14 protein-coding genes are annotated in these 20,176 nt (G+C 59.6%); 7 read left to right on the top strand and 7 right to left on the bottom strand.

Translation table 11 applies throughout. The annotated features are described in order from the left end of the window. Positions 1-110: 110 nt before the first annotated feature. Positions 111-857 (top strand): metallophosphoesterase, encoded by a 747-nt coding sequence (locus Enr13x_RS28070; RefSeq protein WP_145390188.1) that lies wholly within the window; start codon positions 111-113, stop codon positions 855-857. Positions 858-1,047: 190 nt separating this feature from the next. Further along, on the top strand, positions 1,048-2,169 hold the full coding sequence (locus tag Enr13x_RS28075) for an ATP-binding protein (protein ID WP_145390189.1): 1,122 nt from the start codon (positions 1,048-1,050) through the stop codon (positions 2,167-2,169). 133 nt (positions 2,170-2,302) lie between these two features. Here the strand turns inward: Enr13x_RS28075 and Enr13x_RS28080 are convergent, their stop codons facing one another. Both Enr13x_RS28080 and Enr13x_RS28085 read right to left on the bottom strand, forming a co-directional pair. Then, positions 2,303-2,881 carry a hypothetical protein gene (locus tag Enr13x_RS28080; RefSeq protein WP_145390190.1) on the bottom strand — a complete coding sequence of 193 codons (579 nt, stop codon included), beginning with the start codon at positions 2,879-2,881 and terminating at the stop codon, positions 2,303-2,305. Between the two features lie 35 nt (positions 2,882-2,916). Further along, positions 2,917-3,192, bottom strand: a complete 276-nt coding sequence (locus tag Enr13x_RS28085; protein ID WP_145390191.1) for a hypothetical protein — start codon at positions 3,190-3,192, stop codon at positions 2,917-2,919. A 951-nt stretch (positions 3,193-4,143) separates the two neighbouring features. Here Enr13x_RS28085 and Enr13x_RS28090 point away from each other — a divergent pair. Beyond that, the gene (locus Enr13x_RS28090) at positions 4,144-5,052 is read left to right on the top strand and encodes an alpha/beta hydrolase (RefSeq protein WP_145390192.1); all 909 of its coding nucleotides are present in this window, start codon (positions 4,144-4,146) and stop codon (positions 5,050-5,052) included. A 65-nt stretch (positions 5,053-5,117) separates the two neighbouring features. Here Enr13x_RS28090 and Enr13x_RS28095 read toward each other — a convergent pair whose 3' ends face one another. Next, positions 5,118-8,534: an aminotransferase class I/II-fold pyridoxal phosphate-dependent enzyme gene (locus tag Enr13x_RS28095; protein WP_231743826.1), complete on the bottom strand. Its 3,417-nt coding sequence runs from the start codon at positions 8,532-8,534 to the stop codon at positions 5,118-5,120. A gap of 619 nt (positions 8,535-9,153) precedes the next feature. Here Enr13x_RS28095 and Enr13x_RS28100 point away from each other — a divergent pair. Beyond that, positions 9,154-10,827 carry a cation:proton antiporter gene (locus Enr13x_RS28100; protein WP_145390194.1) on the top strand — a complete coding sequence of 558 codons (1,674 nt, stop codon included), beginning with the start codon at positions 9,154-9,156 and terminating at the stop codon, positions 10,825-10,827. Here the strand turns inward: Enr13x_RS28100 and Enr13x_RS28105 are convergent. Beyond that, positions 10,816-12,150: a sulfatase gene (locus tag Enr13x_RS28105; RefSeq protein ID WP_145390195.1), complete on the bottom strand. Its 1,335-nt coding sequence runs from the start codon at positions 12,148-12,150 to the stop codon at positions 10,816-10,818. The two genes, Enr13x_RS28100 and Enr13x_RS28105, sit on opposite strands and share 12 nt — an antisense overlap. After that, positions 12,151-13,071, bottom strand: a complete 921-nt coding sequence (locus Enr13x_RS28110) for an ISAzo13 family transposase (RefSeq protein WP_231743739.1) — start codon at positions 13,069-13,071, stop codon at positions 12,151-12,153. 812 nt (positions 13,072-13,883) lie between these two features. On the opposite strand from Enr13x_RS28110, the gene Enr13x_RS28120 reads away from it, so the two are divergent. Further along, positions 13,884-15,044 carry an FG-GAP repeat domain-containing protein gene (locus tag Enr13x_RS28120; protein ID WP_197455405.1) on the top strand — a complete coding sequence of 387 codons (1,161 nt, stop codon included), beginning with the start codon at positions 13,884-13,886 and terminating at the stop codon, positions 15,042-15,044. Between the two features lie 142 nt (positions 15,045-15,186). Next, entirely contained in the window at positions 15,187-16,320 is a 1,134-nt protein-coding gene (locus tag Enr13x_RS28125; protein WP_145390197.1) for an ROK family protein, read from the top strand. Positions 16,321-16,571: 251 nt separating this feature from the next. Here the strand turns inward: Enr13x_RS28125 and Enr13x_RS28130 are convergent, their stop codons facing one another. Continuing rightward, positions 16,572-18,134 carry a sulfatase gene (locus tag Enr13x_RS28130; RefSeq protein WP_197455406.1) on the bottom strand — a complete coding sequence of 521 codons (1,563 nt, stop codon included), beginning with the start codon at positions 18,132-18,134 and terminating at the stop codon, positions 16,572-16,574. Between the two features lie 169 nt (positions 18,135-18,303). On the opposite strand from Enr13x_RS28130, the gene Enr13x_RS28135 reads away from it, so the two are divergent. Continuing rightward, complete coding sequence (locus Enr13x_RS28135) at positions 18,304-19,116, top strand: ABC transporter ATP-binding protein (protein ID WP_197455407.1); 813 nt, start codon at positions 18,304-18,306, stop codon at positions 19,114-19,116. A 326-nt stretch (positions 19,117-19,442) separates the two neighbouring features. Here Enr13x_RS28135 and Enr13x_RS28140 read toward each other — a convergent pair whose 3' ends face one another. Next, complete coding sequence (locus tag Enr13x_RS28140) at positions 19,443-20,129, bottom strand: 3-keto-disaccharide hydrolase (RefSeq protein WP_145390199.1); 687 nt, start codon at positions 20,127-20,129, stop codon at positions 19,443-19,445. Between the last annotated feature and the right edge of the window lie 47 nt (positions 20,130-20,176).

Genomic DNA, 20,176 nt, shown 5'->3' on the forward strand with positions numbered 1-20,176 from the left:
GAGCCCTCCGGTTCTTCATCTTTTCCAAAACACCGGAGGGCTCGCGCCCTACCGCTAACAAGTGCTTCACAGCGTTACCGCAACGTGTGCGTAAAGGGAGTCAGAGCAGAATGATGAGTGAATCGGAAACGACAAACGCTTATTTCCTCTCGGATCTGCATCTGTTCTCCAATCGGTCGACCGGAGACCTGATCCTGCCGGAACTGCGCGACAAGGTTCGTCAGACGCACACGGTTGTACTGGGCGGTGACATTTTTGATTTCAAGTGGAGCACCCACGAGAGCGATGAGCGGTCGGTGGAAAAGGCCGTCGAGTGGATCGAGGACCTGTTGGAGCAAAACGCCAACTGCGAGTACCACTACATCCTGGGCAATCATGATTCACGCCCCGAGTTCGTCGAGCAATTGGATGCGTTGGCATCGCGACATCCAAATTTCACGCGGCATCGCTACTTCGCCCGTCTGGACAACTGCCTGTTTTTGCACGGCGACGTTGCCGACGGGCCGCTCGATCATGCACGATTGGATTCAAGGCGGCAGAAATTCGAGCGGAAGAAGAAAAAGACCGGGATGTGGCACGTCGCCTATGACATGGCGATTCATGCGCGGCTGCATCGATTGGTGGTGCTCTCGATTCGAGAGATGAAAGTGCTGCGGCGGATCAACGCGTACGTCGAACGAATCGGCCATGGGCTGACCGATGGCGTGACAGATGTCTACTTCGGACACACGCATGTCGATCTGGACGGCATTCAGTACCAGGGGCTTTGCTTTCACAACGGCGGCGCGGCCATCCGCGGCATGAAGTTTCGAATCGTCGAAACGACGCTCAGCGCGCCGGCCAGTGTGCGCGCCTAATTCCATGCAAACAGATCCAGATGTGCTTGGTATGCGACGTGCACCACAACCAACTCGGCGGCGCAGGACGGAGATGGATGCCTATCTCGCACATTAAGTCGAAGTTTTGTGCGTTGCTGCGCATCAAAGAGCGCTATAATCAACAGTCGCCGGTTTCGCTGGAAACGAACCACTGTCCCATGAGCATCCAATGGCAGTTACCAACGCGTTGAATGGTTCCACGCGGATCCATCCGAGTCTGGACTTGGCGGCAAAAGTGCTCGATTCGCTGACGGTGTCGTTGGCGGTGATTGATTCAACGGGGACGATTGCTGCGACGAACCAAGCTTGGGACGATTTTGCGATGCAGAACGGTGGCCGGCCCCCGGCGACCGGCGTCGGGGCAAACTATCTGGAAGTCTGCCGATCGACTCAGGGCCCGGACGTGTTTTACGCCGAACAGGCCTTCCAAGGAATCAGCGACGTGCTCCACGGCAAGCGACAGGTGTTCACACTCGAGTACCCCTGCCATTCGCCGACACAGCAGCGGTGGTTCATGCTGCATGCTTCACCCTTGAAAAACGATCCCGACAAGGCGGTGACGGCCCACCTGACGATCACCGAACGCAAGCTGGTGGAAAACAAACTGGTCGAGTCGACGCGGCTGGCGGCGATCGGTGAAGCGATGAAGGGATTGAGCCACAAGGGCCGAAACTCGCTCCATCGCGCCCAAGGTTTTATCGATTTGCTGCGGTATTCGATCGAGCAAGACGCCGAGGCGACAAAGTTGCTTGACCGCATCGAGCTCGCCCAACGACGCCTGGTCGGTATGTACCAAGAGGTCCAACGCTATGCCGAGCCGATCCAACTGTCGTTTTCGGTCGGCCGGTTGGACCACGTGGTCGAGGAGGCTTGGGCATCCCTTCCCCCTTTTGACGATCGACTGAAGCTGCAACATCTGTTGCAAGGGATCGATCTGGATTGCGAAATGGACCGAGACGCGATCTGGCAAACCTTGAAAATGATCTTGAGTAACGCGGCCGAATCCGGCTCCAAAACCACGCTGGTCGATGTTTCGTACCAGTCGGCTCAATTGAGCGGGCGTCCGGCGATCACCATGGTCATCAGCGACAACGGCCCGGGGATCCCTGCGGCGGATCAGGAAAAGGTGTTTGAACCCTTTTACACCACCAAAACCATCGGAACCGGCCTGGGCCTGGCCACGGCCCGCCGGATCGTCGAAGGGCACGCCGGCCGGCTGGTTGTCGGCACATCCGTCTTGGGCGGTGCGTCCATCTACTTGACGCTGCCGCTTCGTCAGATCGTACGCTAGCGGGCTGTCGATTGAGTCGGGTTCTGCTGAGTTAATGGTGAGCCGCTGGCCGTAAGGCCTCGGGCAACGTCGCAGTGCCCGGTCGCAGTGCCCGGTTGTTTACGCGCCCGCGACTCACAAAACCGACTGCCCACTAGCGGCCGATGGCGATTCCACGACGCTCTCGGAAACGACTCTGCAGCGAGGAGAATTGCTCGGCCGTCAGCAACGTCTGAGCGTAGTTTAGATTCTGATCATCGGCTGGAGGAAAACCCATGTGTGGTTCCAGCAGGCACTGATTGTGCTCAGCGTAGGCACCAAACATGGCGTTCCACCATTGTGCGGCCGGTCCGTCTCCATCGGGTACTACGACTGGCGATGGATTCGGTGGCATTGCCTGAACCGGCAGCCACGGTCGTTGCGCTGCGGCGAGATAGACGTCTCGTTGTTCTGCGTGATACCTCGAGACCTGCCAAAAAGGAGCGGCCTTGCTAATGGTAGCATGATCCATCTTCATCGGTGCCGGGCGTTTCCATTCCCATCGCAGATCGACGGGCCGTTGAATCGCAGCGGCTTGATATCCGGCATCCATGGCTTTGAAATGATGCTCGGCCGCGAGATTGCGAAAATGCTTTGCGCGAGTCCTCAGGCCGAGTATCGCTGCGACGATCGTCACCAAAATCAGCAGTGATCGCAACGAAAATGCAGTCCAACGTTTCGTACGTTCAGTCATCGGAGTGAGTCTGTCGGATAACCGGTTGCAAAGAGCTATTTGCGGAGCTTGGTGATGTCAATGAATTCTTTGCCGTCCCTGATCTCCATGCTGACATGCTGAAAGCCCTTCAGCTTGCCTTCGGCCTTGAATTCGAGTTCGCCCCAAACCTGTTTCGGTCCGTTCGGTTTTGCACCAATGTCGATGCCAAGTGCTTTCGCTTCCTTTCGGGTGACGACGTTGATTCCGATCATCGCATGGCTCGTTGTCGCGGTGCCTACAACCAGCAAGGCGATCGAAGTGAACGTGACGAGCGAAGGTCGAGAACACATAAGATGGTCCTTCTTTGGGTGGATGTACGGTTGAGCAACACAGGTTCACACCACGACGACGCGTGGGGTCCATCTTTGTTAGGCGCAAAATGCACACGGAGACAGTTTTTTGGTTTCTTCAGAACATCAGTGTTCAACTCGCACACGGGATTTGCCGAATGAGACGGCGTCAGCGAGATGATCCAATCGCCGGCATCGCACTGCCAACGGGGACGCACTGCCAACGGGGACGCACGTCAACCATCGTTCTTTGCCAATGTAATCGATCGGAATTGCCGTGGGCATCTCGCGTCCATCGCGCTGCCGTTTTCGCTGGACATCCGCAATGAAGCCTCAGAGGGACCTCAATTGATTTACTGACGCAATTCTCGTTCCACCGAGGCAGCGGTTTCACGCCAGCGGCGTGCCACAGCAAAGCTTGGGGTCGCGCTAGCGCACCCCAAGTTCCGGCCACCATTCGGCCGCCAACCCCAGCGGGGTTGAACAAGACGTTTTGCCGGATTCACGCAGGTTGTCCCCCGGATCACATCGCGTCATTTGTTGAACCCCGCTGGGGTTCCAGTTCCCATTTCAACACAACCCGGGGTGCGCTCCGCGACCCCGGGCTGTGTTGTGGCACCGCTCTGCGGTGTGGCGTTTCACTAGAAACGTAAACGCTCAGTAATACAATTGACGAAGATTGTGTCGGCCCGCTGGGCCTTGGGCATAACCGAGGGATCCACCCCCGGTGGCTGACACCACCGGCAGACACTCTACCGGCCCTCCGGGCCTGAAAGTCGTACGTAAAGACTCCAAGCTTTGGATGGGCACGCCGCCGACGTGAATTCGGGATGCGATGATCGCCCGCGGGTGGTTCTGATGGCGCGGTGGGCGCCGCGGTGTGTAAACTGTGTCTCGCATCACGTGCACCATGACAAACTTGCAACTCTTTCACACTTTGGCATTCCTTTCATGAACTTTGGATTTCGACTTTGTTGTTTGGCATTCCTTTCGATCGCAGTCTCTGTTTCCCAAGCCGCGCCGCCTGCGGGCTCGACGACCGAATCGCTGTGGCCCGACCTGCCGCCCGGCACCACACTCCGCGGTGAAGGCGACGTTCCGCAATTGATCGTGACGCGAGTCGAGTCGGATGCGCCGACCGCAGCGGTGGTGATTTTGCCGGGTGGCGGATACGGCGGGCACGCGATGGATCACGAGGGCTATCAATTCGCGGAATGGTTCAAGTCCATGGGCGTGAGTTCGGCGATCTGCACGTACCGGTTGCGGGGAAAAGGCAATGCGGGCAAAGGCTACGGGCACCCCGCGCCGATGATGGATGCCCAGCGGGCCATTCAAACCTTGCGGGCCCGGGCCGAAGAGTGGAACATCGATCCGCAGCGGATCGGCGTGATCGGATTCTCCGCCGGTGGCCACCTGTGTTCGACCGTCTCGACACACTTTGCCGACGCCGATCCTGCCTCGGAAGACCCGATTGCACGCGTTTCGTCACGACCGGATTTCAGCATCCTGTGCTACCCCGTGGTCGCGTTTGGCAAGCCGTACACGCACAAGGGCAGCCAACGAAACCTGATCGGCGCGGAGCCAGACGCGGCCTTGCTGGAATCGCTGTCCAACGAAAGACAGGTGACCGAGAACACGCCGCCGGCGTTTCTGTTCCACACCGGTGCCGACACGGCGGTCCCGGTTCAGAACAGCTTGGATTACTACCTGGCCTGCGTTCGGCACGGCGTTCCGGCTGAGTTACACGTGTTCCCCGAAGGCCGGCATGGACTGGGACTGGCCCAGCAGTTGCCGGGGGCAAAACAATGGCCCGATTTGTGCGCCGATTGGTTGCGGCGGTTGGGCGTGGTGACGATTTAGATTCTCTCCCATTGGGAGAGACGGCGTTTGCGCAGCAAGCAAACGCCAGAGAGGGCCGGCGTCACCTACGCCGATGCGGCGGCGCCGAAACCGAGTTCAACCAGGTGGTGCGAGGTGCGGGAGACGGCAAAGCGAATCTGCTCCTCGGAGTGTTCGCTGGTCAAGAAGAAACGCAGGCGGGCGGCGGATTCATCGACGGCCGGGTAGAGGATCGGTTGGACGTTGATTCCATCGGCTTTCAAGCGGTTGGACAAACGCAAGGCGACCATCGAGTTGCCGGTGATCACGGGCACCACGGGTGTGCCCCCGCTGGCCCCGGTGTCGAGTCCGGCTTCTTTGCAGAGCGTCAAAAACAATTCGCTGCGTTCCCGCAATCGCTCGACGCGATCGGGTTCTTTCTCCAGGGTTTCAATCGCTGCCAGTGCCGCGGCGACTTGAGCCGGTGGCATGCCGACGCTGAAGACAAATCCGGGGGCGGTGTAGCGCAACAGTTCGACCAGTGCGTTGGAACCGGCGATGTAACCGCCGCAGGAGGCCGCCGATTTGGACAGCGTTCCCATCCAGATGTCAACGTCACGGGCATCGATGTCAAAATGCTCGGCCATGCCGCGGCCATGCGGACCCATCGTTCCGAAACTGTGGGCTTCGTCGACCATCAACATCGCCTGGTGTCGTTTCTTGACCGCGATAAACTCGGGCACGTTGCTAAAGTCACCGTCCATGCTGTAAACGCCTTCGACGATGATCAGCACACGACGGTACTTCGAACGGACTTCCGCCAGCGTTCGATCCAGGGCTTCGTAATCGTTGTGCGGGAACGGTCGGCGTCGGGCGCCCGAGAGCAACGCGCCTTGCACGATGCTGTTGTGTGACAGCGCGTCATGCAGGATCAAATCACCTTCGCCGACCAAGTGACCGATGGTCGTTTCGTTGGTCGCGTGACCGCCGACCATCAGAATCGAATTGTCGACTCCGATGAACTCCGCAATCTTCCGTTCCAATTGGCCGTGGATCGGTTTTTCACCGGACACCAGCCGGCTGGCCGAGACGCTGGTGCCGTACCGTTTGACCGAATCGGCGGCGGCTTGGGAGACGTCCGGATGACCGCTCAGCCCCAGGTAGTTGTAGCTCGCAAAGCTGATCAGTTTTTGTCCGTTGACGACGGTCGTATCGGCGACAATGCTGTCGTGGACGGTGAAATAGGGGTTGGGCACGCCCGTCATTCGCATCTGTTCCATCGTCGCCTTCAGCCGGCGATACTCGGCGAATTGCTCCACCCGATCCTCCGGTTCCACGGCCACTTCCTGCGGGGCCGGTCGTGGTTCGGCGCCGGCAGAGAGCGTTTCGGTGGGGACGTCGGGCGTCCCGGAGAGCATCGCTTCGGCGCGTGCATCGGCCCCCGGTGGCAGATACCGCTGGACGGCCAGCGCGGTTTGGCCGATCGTCTCGATCTCGTCGAGAACCTGTTCGGGGAATCGCCCGCCGAAGGTCCGTTCGAGATTGCGTGCGATCTCCAATCGTTCCAGGCTGTCCAACCCCAGATCGAGCACGATGTTGGTGTCCAGTTTCAACGACTTGGCGCGTTCACCGGCGACGCTCCGCACCTGATATTGAATGGCCGCGACGACCAGCGGATTGACGTCGGCATCGCTGATGCTTTCGCCCCGCCCTCCGGCGGCGGCGGCTTGCATCATCGGCATCGCTTCGCTGGCGGCCACGCCGATCCCGGCGACTTCCTCCCAGCGGACCCATTTGGCGATCAATTTCAGTTCGTTGTCACGAACGGCGTGCAGGCAGGCATGCCGCTGAATTTTTCCGCTGCTGGTCTTCGGCACGCTGCTGTTGCGGACCAGATAAACCGCATCGGGTGGCAGATCGTGTTCGTCGGTCACGGCGCGCCGGATGGCTTGGATTTGGGCGTCCCAATCGACGTCGCGGATCCGGGCCGCTTCGGCAACGATCGTCAATTGTTCGCGACCGTCATTTTCCATCGCGAACGCGCCGACCGCTCCGGCCTGGACGATGGAACTGGCCCGTTCGACGGTTTCTTCGATGTCCTGGGGATACCGATTGACCCCGCGGACGATGATCATGTCTTTCAGGCGGCCGGAAACGTACAGTTGGCCTTCGTACAAAAAACCCAGGTCGCCGGTCCGCAAGAACGGGCCGCGGCCGTCTTCGGTCATCGCTCGGAAGGTTCGTTCGGTCGCCTCTTTCCGCTGGTAATAGCCGGCGCCGACCGAGGGACTGTCCACCCAGATCTCGCCGATCTGGTCGTCGGCGAGCACCTGGCGGGTGTCGGGGTCAACGATCAGAACCGTTTCGTTGGGTAGCACGGCACCGCAGCCGACCAACTTGCGTGCCGCGGGATCGTCTTCGGCACGTGGGACGACATGCTTTTTATCGAGTTCAAAGCGATCGAAGGAGCGCATCACCGGACGCGGATCGCTCGGGCCGCCGGTGACGATCAGCGTCGTTTCCGCCATCCCGTAACACGGCAAGCTCGCCGAAGATCGAAAACCGTAGGGTTCAAACTTGCGGCGAAACGCTTCCAAGGTGTTCGGCCGAATCGGTTCGGCACCGTTGAACGCGATCTCCAACGTGCTCAGGTCCAACCCTTCCATTTCCCGCTCGCCGATCTTGTCGACACACAACTGGTAGGAAAAATTGGGGCCACCGGTGACCGTGACGCCGTATTCGGTGATCGCGCGCAACCAGCGCACCGGCCGTTGCAGGAACGTCATCGGACTCATCAGCACGTTGGTGCATCCGAGGAACAGCGGCATCAGGATGCCGCCGACCAGGCCCATGTCGTGGTAGGTGGGAAGCCAGGACAATCCGATCGTTTGCGGTTGGGGTTCAAACGCGTGCCAAATCAGTTCCGCATTGGCGACCAGATTCCGCTGAGTCAACATCACGCCCTTGGGCGATCCGGTCGAACCGGAAGTGTATTGCAGCACCCCCAGGGTGTTGCCGTCGATCGCCGGTTCACGGTAGCGATCCAGGTCGCGGCAGCCGGGGCTGTCGGTGCCCAGAATCTGCACGCCGACCAGGTCTTCGTGCCAGGTTTGGCCGGTCAGACGTTCGGCAATGCCGCATGTCGTCAACGCCCACTTGGCGTCGGCATCGACGACGATCGATCGGATCCGCGACGCTTTGCGATTGGATCGTGGGGGAAACGCCGGGACGGCGATCGCACCGGCCGCATGGCAGGCGAAAAAACCGACGATGAAATCCAAACCGGGCGGATACAACAGCAAGACTCGATCGCCCGGCCGAATCCGACACTTGCCCTGAAGGTACCCCGCCAGCGCGCGGACTTCCCGCCACAGCTCATCGTAGGTGAGCGAGGTGTCGTGTGTCTCGACGTCTGTGAAACGGAACGCCACCGAATCGCTGCGATGCTCGGCCCAATGCCGGAGAATCGCAACGTAGTGATCCGTTGGGGGAACGACGCTGCCAAAAAATTGCTTAAAATCCACGAACCAAACCAACGCGTGAAAACGTTTTGTCGAACGGCCCTGGCATCCTGCCAGTGTCCCTTCCCGATCCATGGGACGATCGACGAAATAAAGATCGGTCGACCGTCGGTCTCCATCGGACGTCCCCACCCCGGTCGCCCAGATTCAATGGGCGACAGTGCAGTTCCCGGAGGGCGGGAGATCCAACTATGACGGTCAAACGGCTCCTGACGCGACGCTACAGGATAGTCTGTCGAGACCACCCTTTACGACGCCCCAATTTTACGAAAATTCGCGAGCACTCGTCGCGGCGACGCCGATCGCGGCATTTTCGGGGGGGACGCCCCACGTCAATCGCCGTTCCGGCCCTCTCCATCCTCCCGCCTGGTCAACGCCTGGTTTTCGGCTCGGAGTCAACGCACCTCACCGGTGGTCGCGTGAGCGCCCCACCGGAAACGCAAGGGGCGAACCTGCGAAACGATTGCGGGTTTTGACCTGACGGTAGGCCGGGTTCTAGGCGCCGGCCCCCACCGCTACTCTGGAAACCGCGGCGAGCTGTGGTGACAAAAAATGGAACGACCGCCACATTTCAGTCCGATCCGTCACCCAGCCGTCACGTTTGTTCGACACAGAAGGACTTATGGAACTTTGGACGATTCTTCGAGACATCGTGCTGCTGTTGGGGGCGTCCCTGATGGTCGGCGGCGTGTTCTCGCGATTCGGGCAGAGCCCGATTGTGGGTTACCTGTTTGCGGGCATGATGCTGGGTGGGCCCGGAAGCATTCACGCGATCGGATCGGAACATGAGATCGAGGCGATCGCGGAGCTGGGTGTCGCATTGCTGCTATTCAGTTTGGGGCTTGAGTTTTCGGTCGAGCGGCTGAAAAAGCTCGGCGCGAAACCGCTGTTGGGGGGCATGTCCCAAGTCGTGTTGACGATTCTGCTGGCGTTTGCCGGAGCCCGGCTGTTCGGATTGGGGGGCAAGGAATCGATCGCGTTCGGGGCGATGATCGCGCTCAGCAGCACGGCGGTGGTGCTCCGAATCTTGTCCGAGCGTGGTGAGGTGGAGATGCCGCATGGGCGGAACTGCTTGGGCGTCTTGCTGACCCAGGATATCGCGGTGGTGCCCTTGGCCTTGTTGATGACGATCTTGGGCGGCGAAGGCAGTGCCGGCGAGGTCCTCTGGAACATCGGCCGTTTGCTGTTGATGGCGGGCGGGTTGATCGTCGGATTGATGCTGTTGACCAAAATCGCGGTGCTGACGCTGGGCACGTTGACGTTGCACCGCAATCGCGAACTGACGGTGATCTTCGCCGTCGTGACAGGCCTGGGCGCCGCCTGGGCATCCCATGAAGCCGGAATTTCGCCGGCGCTGGGTGCCTTTGTCGCCGGCATGCTGTTGGGCAGCTCCGCGTTCGCCACCCAGATTCGTGCGGACATCTCTCCGCTGCAGGTCGTCTTGTTGACGCTGTTCTTTGGCGCCGCCGGGATGGTGGCCGATCCGATTTGGATTGTGAAAAACGGTCACATCGTTGCGTTGGTCGTCGCCGCCTTGATCATCGGAAAACTGTTGGTGATCTGGGTGATCTTTGCCCTGCTGGGCCAAACCACACGGGTTTCCGTTGCGACGGGACTGTGTTTGGCACAGGTCGGCGAATTCGCCTTCGTGCTCGGAAGCATTGGACGCATCAGTGGCGTGGTGACCGAAGACACCTATGCCTTGGTCGTCTCTGCGTCGATCGTGTCGTTCTTCCTGAGCGCGTTCTTGGTGCCGGCGGCGCCGCGTCTGGGGAATTGGGTGGCAAACCTGACCGGGGCACAGCGGCAAACCGCCGACGACACCAGCGAACGCACGCCGCCGCCCGATGTTGCGATCATCGGTTTCGGTCCGGCCGGCCAGATCGCCGCACGCCCCCTGGTCGACAAAGGGCTGCGGGTCACGATCATCGAATTGAATCAAGTCGGCGTTCGCAAAGCCCAACAATTGGGCTTTCATGCGGAGATCGGTGATGCCACACAGAGCGACGTGCTCGAACACGCACGTCTGCATGAATGCAAAGCCATTGTCATCACCGTTCCCCATCACCAATCCGCGATGACGATTCTAAAGCATGTCCGCCGCAACGCACCGTTCGTTCATGTGATCGTTCGGTCCCGCTATGAAGTTCACACCGACGACTTTCTGATCGCCGGTGCCCACGTGGTGACCGGTGATGAACAACAAGTCGGTGAAAGCCTTGCCGGTCACCTGCATCAATGGCTGACCACCCAGGAACCCGAATTCGAACCGCCGAGCCGCGCCTCAGTTCTTTGATCGCAGCTGGCGGTCAAATTGCACTTTGACACGTCGGCTGCCCGCCGGGACGGCGCCCGCTTGTTCGATTCGGTCGCGCAAGTGTGCCGCCAACCGCCGGCGCTGCGTTTCATAAGACGGATCGTCGGCCACGTTGTTCATCTCGGCGGGGTCCTTTGAAACGTCGTACAGCTCGACGCCACCGCTGCCATCGGTTCCCCAACTGGTGTAGCGAAAGCCCGGTGTTCGGATGCTGTAGCCGATGTCGTACTGGGACAGAGCCGATTCACGCACGATCGCGGTGGGATCTTGAAGCGCCGGCACCAGGCTGACCCCGGAGACCGATGGGGGAACCGGCAGTCCGGCCAGCTCGGACAGCGTGGGGTAGAAGTCGACCATTTCGGCCATCGTTTCGGCGACGCCGCCGGCCTGCACGCCGGGGCCGGCGATCACCAACGGGACGTGCGTGGCGTTTTCGAACAACGTCGTCTTTTGGTAGTGGCCATGTTCGCCCATGTGGTACCCGTGGTCGGAAGTGAACAAGACGATGGTGTTGTCGTCGAGTCCGGTTTGCCGCAGTGCGTCAAGAATCAATCCCAACTGTGCATCGGCGAACGAGATCGATGCGTAGTAGGCTTGAATGGCTTGCCGGGCAACGCTGGGGTCGAGGTTGACCTGTTCCTTTTTTCGACTCAACGACTTTGCCGCCGGCTTGGGGATCGTTTCCAAGTAACCCTTCGGCACGGTCGGCACATCGATCTGATCGATCGGGTACAGGTCGAAGTATTGCTTGGGCGCGACGTAGGGCGTGTGGGGGCGATACAAACCGACGGCCATGAAAAAGTTTTCGCCGGTTTGGGCGTACCGTTTCAATCGTTTGATCGTTTCGGCCGCCGCAATGCCGTCGGTCTGTTCGGCATCGGTGCCTTCGGCGGCAAGCCAGCTGAGCGTCCCACCGTATTGTCCCGGCCGCAAGGTGATCACCTGGTCTTGATCGATCACGTCGCGTCCGCGTGGATTGATAGTTTCGTTCCACGAATAGGGATCGTCGTGCCCGCCGGTGCCGATGTGCAGCGGCACGTTGTAGTGATAGATCTTGCCGATTCGTGTGGCGAAGTAATCGGCGTCACGAAAGTGCTGGGACATCGTGTTCACGTTGGGGGCGCGCTCGCGAAGATGGATCGCGTTTCGGTGGATCAGTGTTTGGTCGGGATACCAGCCGGTCATGAAGGAGGCTCGGCTGGGGCCGCAGAGCGGATATTGGCAATGCGCGTTGGCGAAGCGGACCCCGCGCTCCGCCAGCGCGTCGATGTGCGGCGTTTTGACTTGGGACCGCCGGAACAATTAGTGTCGGTTAATTGGCGAGAATCGATAGTTCCATCTCGGTATTTGTTCGTCAAAAACTGTACGCAGAGCTGCTTTCATTGTTGCGGTCGCGTTCTCACCCGTCTCGTACAACCCTCGCAAGACGTTGACCGTAGTGCGAAGGCCGGTCCGAGTCGATGTGTTCCGCATCAACTTGACAACTGTTTCCAACTTATCGAAAAGCATCCCGGAGCAAGCACGTCCAAGATGCGGAAAAAAACGGCGTTCAATCGGATTGTATTTTGAACAGTAGCTTGGATAGTGGGCTACCCGAATTTCGATGCCGATCGTGTCGACCAACTTTTGAAGGTAGTGCTTGAAGATGTATTTTGAAGCTGAGTTGCTACCGCCGCAATCGCACAATAGCAAAATGGAATTGGTATCCGGATAACAACGTTTCCCTATCCGGTTCCAGTACCATTTGAGGCTATCGGTCGCGAAGCGACTCGTCTCGTGAGAGAGTCCAATGTTGACGTGCCCAGCATTTCGTCCGATGTCGTAGATTCCGTGAGGAATCACAACGCCATCAGCCCAACTCGGAAAGTCGTGGTCGAACGCTTCAATGGGCTCTGTGGTGCGAATGCGACCGGCCCGGTAAAGACGGCCCAGGAATTCTTTGCTTTTTGTGTCGATCGAAAAGACCGGATTGCCGGCAGCCTGATAGCTCTCCACATGTCCTGCGATGAGATCAAACTGCTGCTCGCGATCCGCTGACAAGCCACCGGAAATCGTTTTGATCATTTTTCGAAAACCGATCTTCAAGCTATTCAGCCAAGCGGAGACCGTCTTGTCGCTCACAGGGGTGCCGGCCTCGGCCGCCTTCTCAGCCATTTCAGTGGAGGCCAGGTTTGTGTAAACCACGTCGGGCTCATCAGGATCGCCTCCAACACGAACGCTCAATAGTTCGTTCAGATTGTCTTCGAGGTCGGGATCGGTTTCGATCTTTTTTTTCGTCCAGCACCTGGCCGCCGTATCCTACCTTTCGCCGGATCATTGGAGAGTTGATCGAGCTCAGCGATACCTCGTTCGATGGTGCGAGTCGAGCAGCCCAGTAATTGACTGATGTACGGTACACCTCCTCGCCCGAGACGCTGTGCCTCGACAGCCGCGAACCGACGGCGATCCTTTTCGGACAAGGTTGAATAAAAATCGACTGCTCGCTTGGCAGCCAGATCGTCAAGCTGATTTTCGAATACAAACGCCATCCTTGGCACCCTCGCTGGTGGATTGAGACGCGGAAAGTCTACCCCATCCAGCGAAAACCCGCGACACTAATTGTTCCGGCGGTCCTTGGTCGTGTCCATAACAACCGATGTCACAATTCAAGTCGTCGCAAATCAGAAACAAAACGTTCGGGCGTTCGGCGGCGGGGCACGCGGCTGAGAAGGACAGGCCGTATGCCAGCCAGGCTGCCGCGATGACCAACGCCGGCCGGAATCGAAAGTGGTTCATGGTGAGTTCGCTGGGGGCGGTTTCGGTGGGGAGGGTCTGGAGCGTCGCCAGCCAATTATTGCAGAATCCGTGCTATGATGCGGGAACACGGCAACCGATGGATCGCGCGCAGGCGAGAGACCGGATCGGAAACGTGGGAGAGGTTTCCGGGCGCGTCATCGCTGCATCGACAGGCTGGAAGCCTATCCCACCGATCTGCGTCGACAGGCTGGAAGCCTATCCCACTTGTTTTGTGCCCCTTTCGACCAGGAACAACCGTCATGTGGAAATTCTCGCTCGCCCTGTTCTGCCTGATCGCGCCGACTGCGTTTGCCGAGCCGATTCCAGAGTTCGCGTGGGATGCGGTGGAAATTGACCAAATCCAAATCGGTTATGGCATCCAACTGGCCGACGTCAACGGCGACGAAAAAACAGACATCGTGCTGGCCGACAAGAACACGATCCAGTGGTACGAGAATCCCAGCTGGACAAAACATGTGATCGCACGCGACCTGACCCAACGCGACAACGTGTGCGTCACCGCACGCGACATCGACGGCGATGGCAAGTGTGAAATCGCAGTCGGCGGTCAATGGAATTATCGCGAGAGCGTCAAAGACGGCGCGGTGTTTTATCTTGTTCCGCCGCAGGACCGGACACAGTTGTGGCGGGCGGTCAAGCTGCACAACGAGCCGAGCACCCACCGCATGCACTGGGTACGCGGGACGAACAACGAGTACCAGTTGGTGGTCAAACCCTTGCGTGGCAAAGGCAGCGTGGACGGAGACGGTCCGGGGTTGAAGGTGCTGGCCTATTCAAAACCCGACAATCCCGACGCCCCGTGGCGGTACGATGTCGTCAGTGATTTCCTGCACCTGTCGCACAACTTCCATCCGGTCAATTGGGACGACGATGTCGAAGAGGAACTGATCATTGCCGCCAAAGAAGGCGTTTGGCACTTCGACCGGCAGCGTGACGGTTGGAAATCGACCCAGCTGACCGCCCCCTTCGCCGGTGAGATTCGCGACGGACGCCTGCCCGGCGGCCAACGTTTCATCGCCACGGTCGAGCCCAAGCACGGTCAACGCTGCGCCGCGTACCGGCAACCGGATCAAAAGGGCGAGCTTTGGACGCCGCTTCCGGTGCTGAGCAATGAACTGAAAGACGGACATGCACTGGCAGTCGCCGATTACCTGGGCGTCGGGTCCGATCAAATCGTCGTCGGCTGGCGGGCGATGAATGAGCCGGGCGTGCCGGGAATCAAGATGTTTACACCGACAAACGACGAGGGAACCGAGTGGCGTGAAACGCGGATCTCCGGCGAACGGGTTGCCGTGGAAGATCTGAAGGCGGGCGACTTGAACGGCGACGGCAAGGTCGATCTGGTCGCCGCGGCGCGTCAAACCAAGAATCTGGTGATCTTCTTTAACAAAACGAAGTGAATCCCATACAAAAAGGACGGAAACTTCGAACGCATTCGGGCGTTTCACTCAGTGGGTTTGGAAACTCTCGCACAAACGCTTATGCTTGCCGATCATCCTTCCGCCGGGATGCTTGAAAACCGACCGGCGGAACGCTCCTCGAATGACACGCCGGCTGAGGACGGGGGTTTTTCCCGTCCAAGCCACGTCGCTGGCCTTGCAAACGGACACCGAAGCAGTGAAGTATCGTATCGGCATTGATGTAGGCGGCACGACCACAACGATCGCAATCGGAAATGACACGCGTGAAGTCGTCGTGGTTTCGGACCAGTTCGAATCGCGAACAGCGGAAGGCCCGCAATGCACGTCCCAAGCCATTTTGGATCAGATCGAAACGCATCTGACCGAGATCGGCGGAACCACCGCAGACATCATCGATGTGGGTTTGGCGACGCCGGGACCGGCAACGCTGGACGGCGTGCTCCGCAATACGCCGAACCTGGACCCCGCGTTGTGGAACGGTTTTCCCTTTCGGGCCGCCCTGGAAGAAAAGATTCGCCAGTGGTCACCCCGGGCATCGGTTCATTACATCGGCGACGGCCAGGCGGCGGCCTACGGCGAGTACTCAATTCGCAGCGGTGCGGTGACATGGAATCGTGTCGGACCGATGGCGGCCGGCCCCAAGGCGTTGTCGTCGCTGTTCATGCTGATCGTCGGCACCGGGCTGGGCGGCGGGCAAGTCCAAGACGGCCGCGTGGTGCGCGGGAAAGAAGGACGAGCCGGCCATGCGGGACACTTGCTGCTTCCGCCCTATGCGTTTCGCTACGAACATGACCAACAACTGCGCGTCGGCAACGCCATGTGCACCGCCGAGTCGGCGATTTCGCTGACCGGATTGACCCACCAATTGGAATACCGGCTAACACTGCCGCAATGGGCGGACCATCCGCTGCAATCGGTTGCCGGATCAACCCGCGACAAAGCCAAATCCTTGCGGGGGCTGGCATCCCAAGGCGACGCCCTGGCGCTGGAATTGTTTGATGACCAAGCACGTGCCCTCGGGATCACCCTGCTGGACCTCAATTACGTCGGCGATTTTGATCTGCTGATTATCGGCGGCGGCGTGTGTGACCTCTCCGCCGACGTCAAAGAGCGTTACAAGCGGATCGCCGAAGAAGCGTATCGCCAACACGCACTCGATGGATTCCGCGACCTGGATTGCCTGGAGTTTTCAAGCTGTGGTGACGAGTCCCCCGTGATCGGTGCGCTCGCGTTCGCGTACACCGCGGCGCTGTAGCGCGCGCTACGGACGGGGTGTGCCTTGGGTTAGCGGCAGGGCGCGAGCCCTCCGGTCTTTGGAGGTGTTTTTGAAGCGTAACCGGACGGCTCGCGGGCTGTCGTTTTTGTGAGCCGCGCGCCGCGTCAGCGGCCGGGCACTGCGACGCTGCCCGAGGCCTGACGGCCAGCGGCTCACCATTGACTCAGCAGATCCCGACTCAATCGACAGCCCGCTCGCGCCGTTCCGCTAATCCCCTTCGCCCCGAACCACTACAGCTTGTCTTCGGGCACGATCTTTTTGTTTTCCCAGTAGAACCCGTCGGCACGCTTTTCAAGAATTCGCGCCGCGCTGCCGGGGGCGAGCGGGGCTTCCTGCTCGGGCAGAAACGCACTCAAGCGGTCGATCACGTTGCGGTAACGCGCCGACTGCTGGTCGCTGATGTCGCGTTGGGCCAACAGGTTGGTGTACTCAAACGGATCGGCGACGGTGTCATACAGTTCTTCGGCACCGTCGGCGTAGACCACGTAACGCCAGCGGGTGTCACAGACCGAGTGGTTGCCGGCGTTGTGGGTGCAAATGGCGGGACGCTCGCGCGGCTGGTCGGGATTAACAAGCTGCGGCACCAAGCTGAGCCCCTGTTGCCCGTCGGGGATCGGCAATCCGGTCAATTGGGAAAGCGTCGCGTACAGATCGATCAACTCGGCCGGCTGATTGCACTTGGCCGCTTCGGGGACGTCAAACGCGGTCAATCCGTCGGGGACCGAAACGATCAACGGGACGCGTGTGCTGTGACGCCACAGACTGTTCTTTCCCGAGATCGCTTTTTCGCCCATGTGATAACCGTGATCACTCCACAAGACGACGATCGTGTTGTCGGCCAAACCGGAGGCGTCCAATTGATCCAAGATGCGTCCCACTTGGCTGTCGACGAAACTGACCGACGCGAGATACGAACGCGTCAGGTTCTTCAACTGGTTGTTTTCCCGCAACCAACTCGTTCTGGGCTCGGGCAGGTACCAGTGGATGTACCACGACGATTCAGACGTGTCGTCGCGATCACCTTTCAAAATCGGTGGCAGGATCAACGATTCCTCCGGGTACATGTCGTACCACTTTTGCGTCACGTAGCAGGGCACGTGCGGCAGGAAGAATCCGGCGGCCAGAAAGAACGGTTGGTCCGGTGTCTTGGATAATTCGTCAAGCTGGTCAACCGCCCAACTGGCGATCGCCCAATCGCCCTTGTCCTCGTCCTTGTGCGGAAACGTTCCCCAGTCCATCAGCGGGTTGTTGCCGCCGGGGGTGGGTCCGATCAGTTTTTGTTTGGGCCGTGCACCGACCGACGACGGCGGCCCCCACACGTCGGCCTCTTGTGCCGGCTTCTTGCGACGTCCGTTTGCACCGTGGTGAATCTTGCCACCGATCAAGCTCTTGTAGCCATGGGCGCTGAAATGTTGCGGCATGGTGACCAGGCCGGACAATTCGTCCACGTCCCGAATCCATGGTCGTAACCCGTAAACGCCGGTTGTGGTGGGACGACGCGCGGTCATGATGGCAGTTCGACTGGGATTGCACAGCGGCGCCTGGCAATGGGCGTTGGTGAATGTGACGCCGCGGGATGCCAGCCGGGCCATGGCCGGTGTTTTGACCTGCGGATGGCCGCCGAGGGGTTCGACCCAATCGTTCAAGTCGTCGATGGCGATCATCAACACGTTGGGCCGCGCCGCTGCGGTCTTACCGGCCTCCGGTTCAGCGGAGCAAGCCACGCTGTGGCTGACGAAAACGATGCAGGCGACCGGCAGGATGCGTGACAGGGTCGATCGAAAAAGATTCACGGTGGATCGGGCGGATACGAGGTGGGAAGTGGGGGAACCCGGGAGGACGAAACGGCCCGGGTGGCGCATATTGTACAAGCTGATCGCCGACACTTGTTAATTTGATTCCGAATCGTCTTCCGCCCGCCCCGTCGTCGTTTTTTCGTTCTTTCTGGAGCAGACCCCCACCTTGGATACAACACTGATTGAAATCGAAAACGTGTCGGTCTTTCGGGAACAGACTCACATTCTGCGTGGGGTATCGGTCCGCATCCCCCGCAAACGCCACACCGCGGTGCTGGGGCCCAACGGGTCCGGGAAAAGCTCGTTGCTGAAACTGCTGACGCGTGACTTTTATCCCTCCGTCGAAGATCAGGGTCACCAGGGCACGGTCCGGATTTTGGGGGAATCCGATTGGGAGGTCAGCCGGCTGCGTCGTCGCATGGGAATCGTGACGCCGGCGTTGGATTACGAGTTCAGCTCGGGCCGTACCGGTCGCATGACGGTCACCGAGGCGGTCGCCAGCGGATTCACGGCCACGCGTTTGAAAGAATTTGGCCCCAGCGTGGATCAAGCCATGGCCGATGCCATCGCCGCCACGATCGAAACGGTCAAGATGTCGGACCTGAGCCGTCGAACGCTGAGCACGCTGTCCACCGGTGAACGACGACGGGTGATGATCGCTCGGGCCATCGTGCACGATCCAGACATCTTTGTGCTCGACGAGCCGACCAACGGCTTGGACATGACCGCCCGCGCCCTGTTTCTGGACATCCTCGATTCGATCACCAAGCAAGATGCCATGACGATGGTCTTGGTCACCCACCACATCGACGAGATCCCACCGGCGATGAATCACGTCATCTTGCTGGATCAGGGACGGGTGACGTTCGACGGCCCCAAGGCCGACGGGCTAACCAGCCCGCGGATCTCGTCGTTATTCCGCGCCGACGTGCACGTCGATTCGCGAGAGGATGGATGGTATCGCTCGGAGATGCGGTGACCCTTCGGGGCAAGCCTTGGCACCGAAGGGAGACCGGAGGGCTCGCGCCCTGCCGCTAACAATCATTGGAAGGGGTTGGCGGAACGGCGCGAGCCGTCCGGTCTCAGCAACCGATCACACCCACGGATGGCAGGGCGTACCCACGGATCCCTGGCTGCTTTTTATCCGTGGGTTCGCTCTGCCATCGGTGGGTTCATTCAAATCGGGAACTGGGGACTGCCCTCTGGCTGGCGTTTCCAACGTCGCACGGCAGCCCGCCGATTTGAGTCCGCGATCCAGGTCGTTGGCATGCACAGCATGCCCTACGCGGTGACAACACGGTCGCGTTACAGCGGCTTGATCTTCAAGTTGCGCCAGCGGACTTCGTAGGTCTCTTTGTTTTTGCCGATCCCGTGGACCTGCAACCCGATCATGCCCTTGGGATGGGTCTTGTAGATTTCAGCGTCGGTCAGATCGGCGATCATTTCGCCGTTGATCCAGACTTTGATGTTCGGCCCTTGGGCGATGACCAGGTACTGATTCCATTGGCCGTTTTTGAAGTGGTCGTGCTGGTTGACCGACGGGTCTTTCGACTGGGGCTCGGGCGACAACCAACCCCGTCCGGTGGCTTCGCCATAGATGAAGCCGGCTTGTCCCGGTCCGGATTCGATTTCGACTTGCGGTCCATACAGACGACCGCCGTGGGAGTTCTTGGCGTCGACATTTTTCAGCAGCGACCGGATCTGGACGCCGGAGTTGAGTCCGTCATCGACTTTGACTTCGAACATCAATTCAAAATCGCCGTATTGCTTGTCGCTGGTTAAGAACGAATTGGGGCTGCCCGCAGCGGTTTTGCCGGCGATCACCCCGCCGTCTTCGACCTTGTACGTTGCAAAGCCGCTTTTGACGGACCATCCGTCCAAGGTTTTTCCATCGAACAATTCCGTCCAACCGTCTTCGGCATGGGTCACGGGGGTGGACAACAGTGAGAAAACGCAAACGGTCAGCAGAGAGGTCAAGGATCGGCGCAGCATCAGGTGTCTCAAAACGGTAGGTGGAAAAAGGAGAGGGCCAGATTATA

It is taken from the genome of Stieleria neptunia, assembly GCF_007754155.1.
Classification (GTDB): domain Bacteria; phylum Planctomycetota; class Planctomycetia; order Pirellulales; family Pirellulaceae; genus Stieleria; species Stieleria neptunia.

Coding starts and splice junctions, on each gene's coding strand:
- Enr13x_RS28140 (WP_145390199.1), bottom strand. CDS start 20,129: ATGCTGCGCCGATCCTTGACCTCTCTGCTGACCGTTTGCGTTTTCTCA.
- Enr13x_RS28085 (WP_145390191.1), bottom strand. CDS start 3,192: ATGTGTTCTCGACCTTCGCTCGTCACGTTCACTTCGATCGCCTTGCTG.
- Enr13x_RS28125 (WP_145390197.1), top strand. CDS start 15,187: ATGACACGCCGGCTGAGGACGGGGGTTTTTCCCGTCCAAGCCACGTCG.
- Enr13x_RS28120 (WP_197455405.1), top strand. CDS start 13,884: ATGTGGAAATTCTCGCTCGCCCTGTTCTGCCTGATCGCGCCGACTGCG.
- Enr13x_RS28080 (WP_145390190.1), bottom strand. CDS start 2,881: ATGACTGAACGTACGAAACGTTGGACTGCATTTTCGTTGCGATCACTG.
- Enr13x_RS28075 (WP_145390189.1), top strand. CDS start 1,048: ATGGCAGTTACCAACGCGTTGAATGGTTCCACGCGGATCCATCCGAGT.
- Enr13x_RS28100 (WP_145390194.1), top strand. CDS start 9,154: ATGGAACTTTGGACGATTCTTCGAGACATCGTGCTGCTGTTGGGGGCG.
- Enr13x_RS28070 (WP_145390188.1), top strand. CDS start 111: ATGATGAGTGAATCGGAAACGACAAACGCTTATTTCCTCTCGGATCTG.
- Enr13x_RS28090 (WP_145390192.1), top strand. CDS start 4,144: ATGAACTTTGGATTTCGACTTTGTTGTTTGGCATTCCTTTCGATCGCA.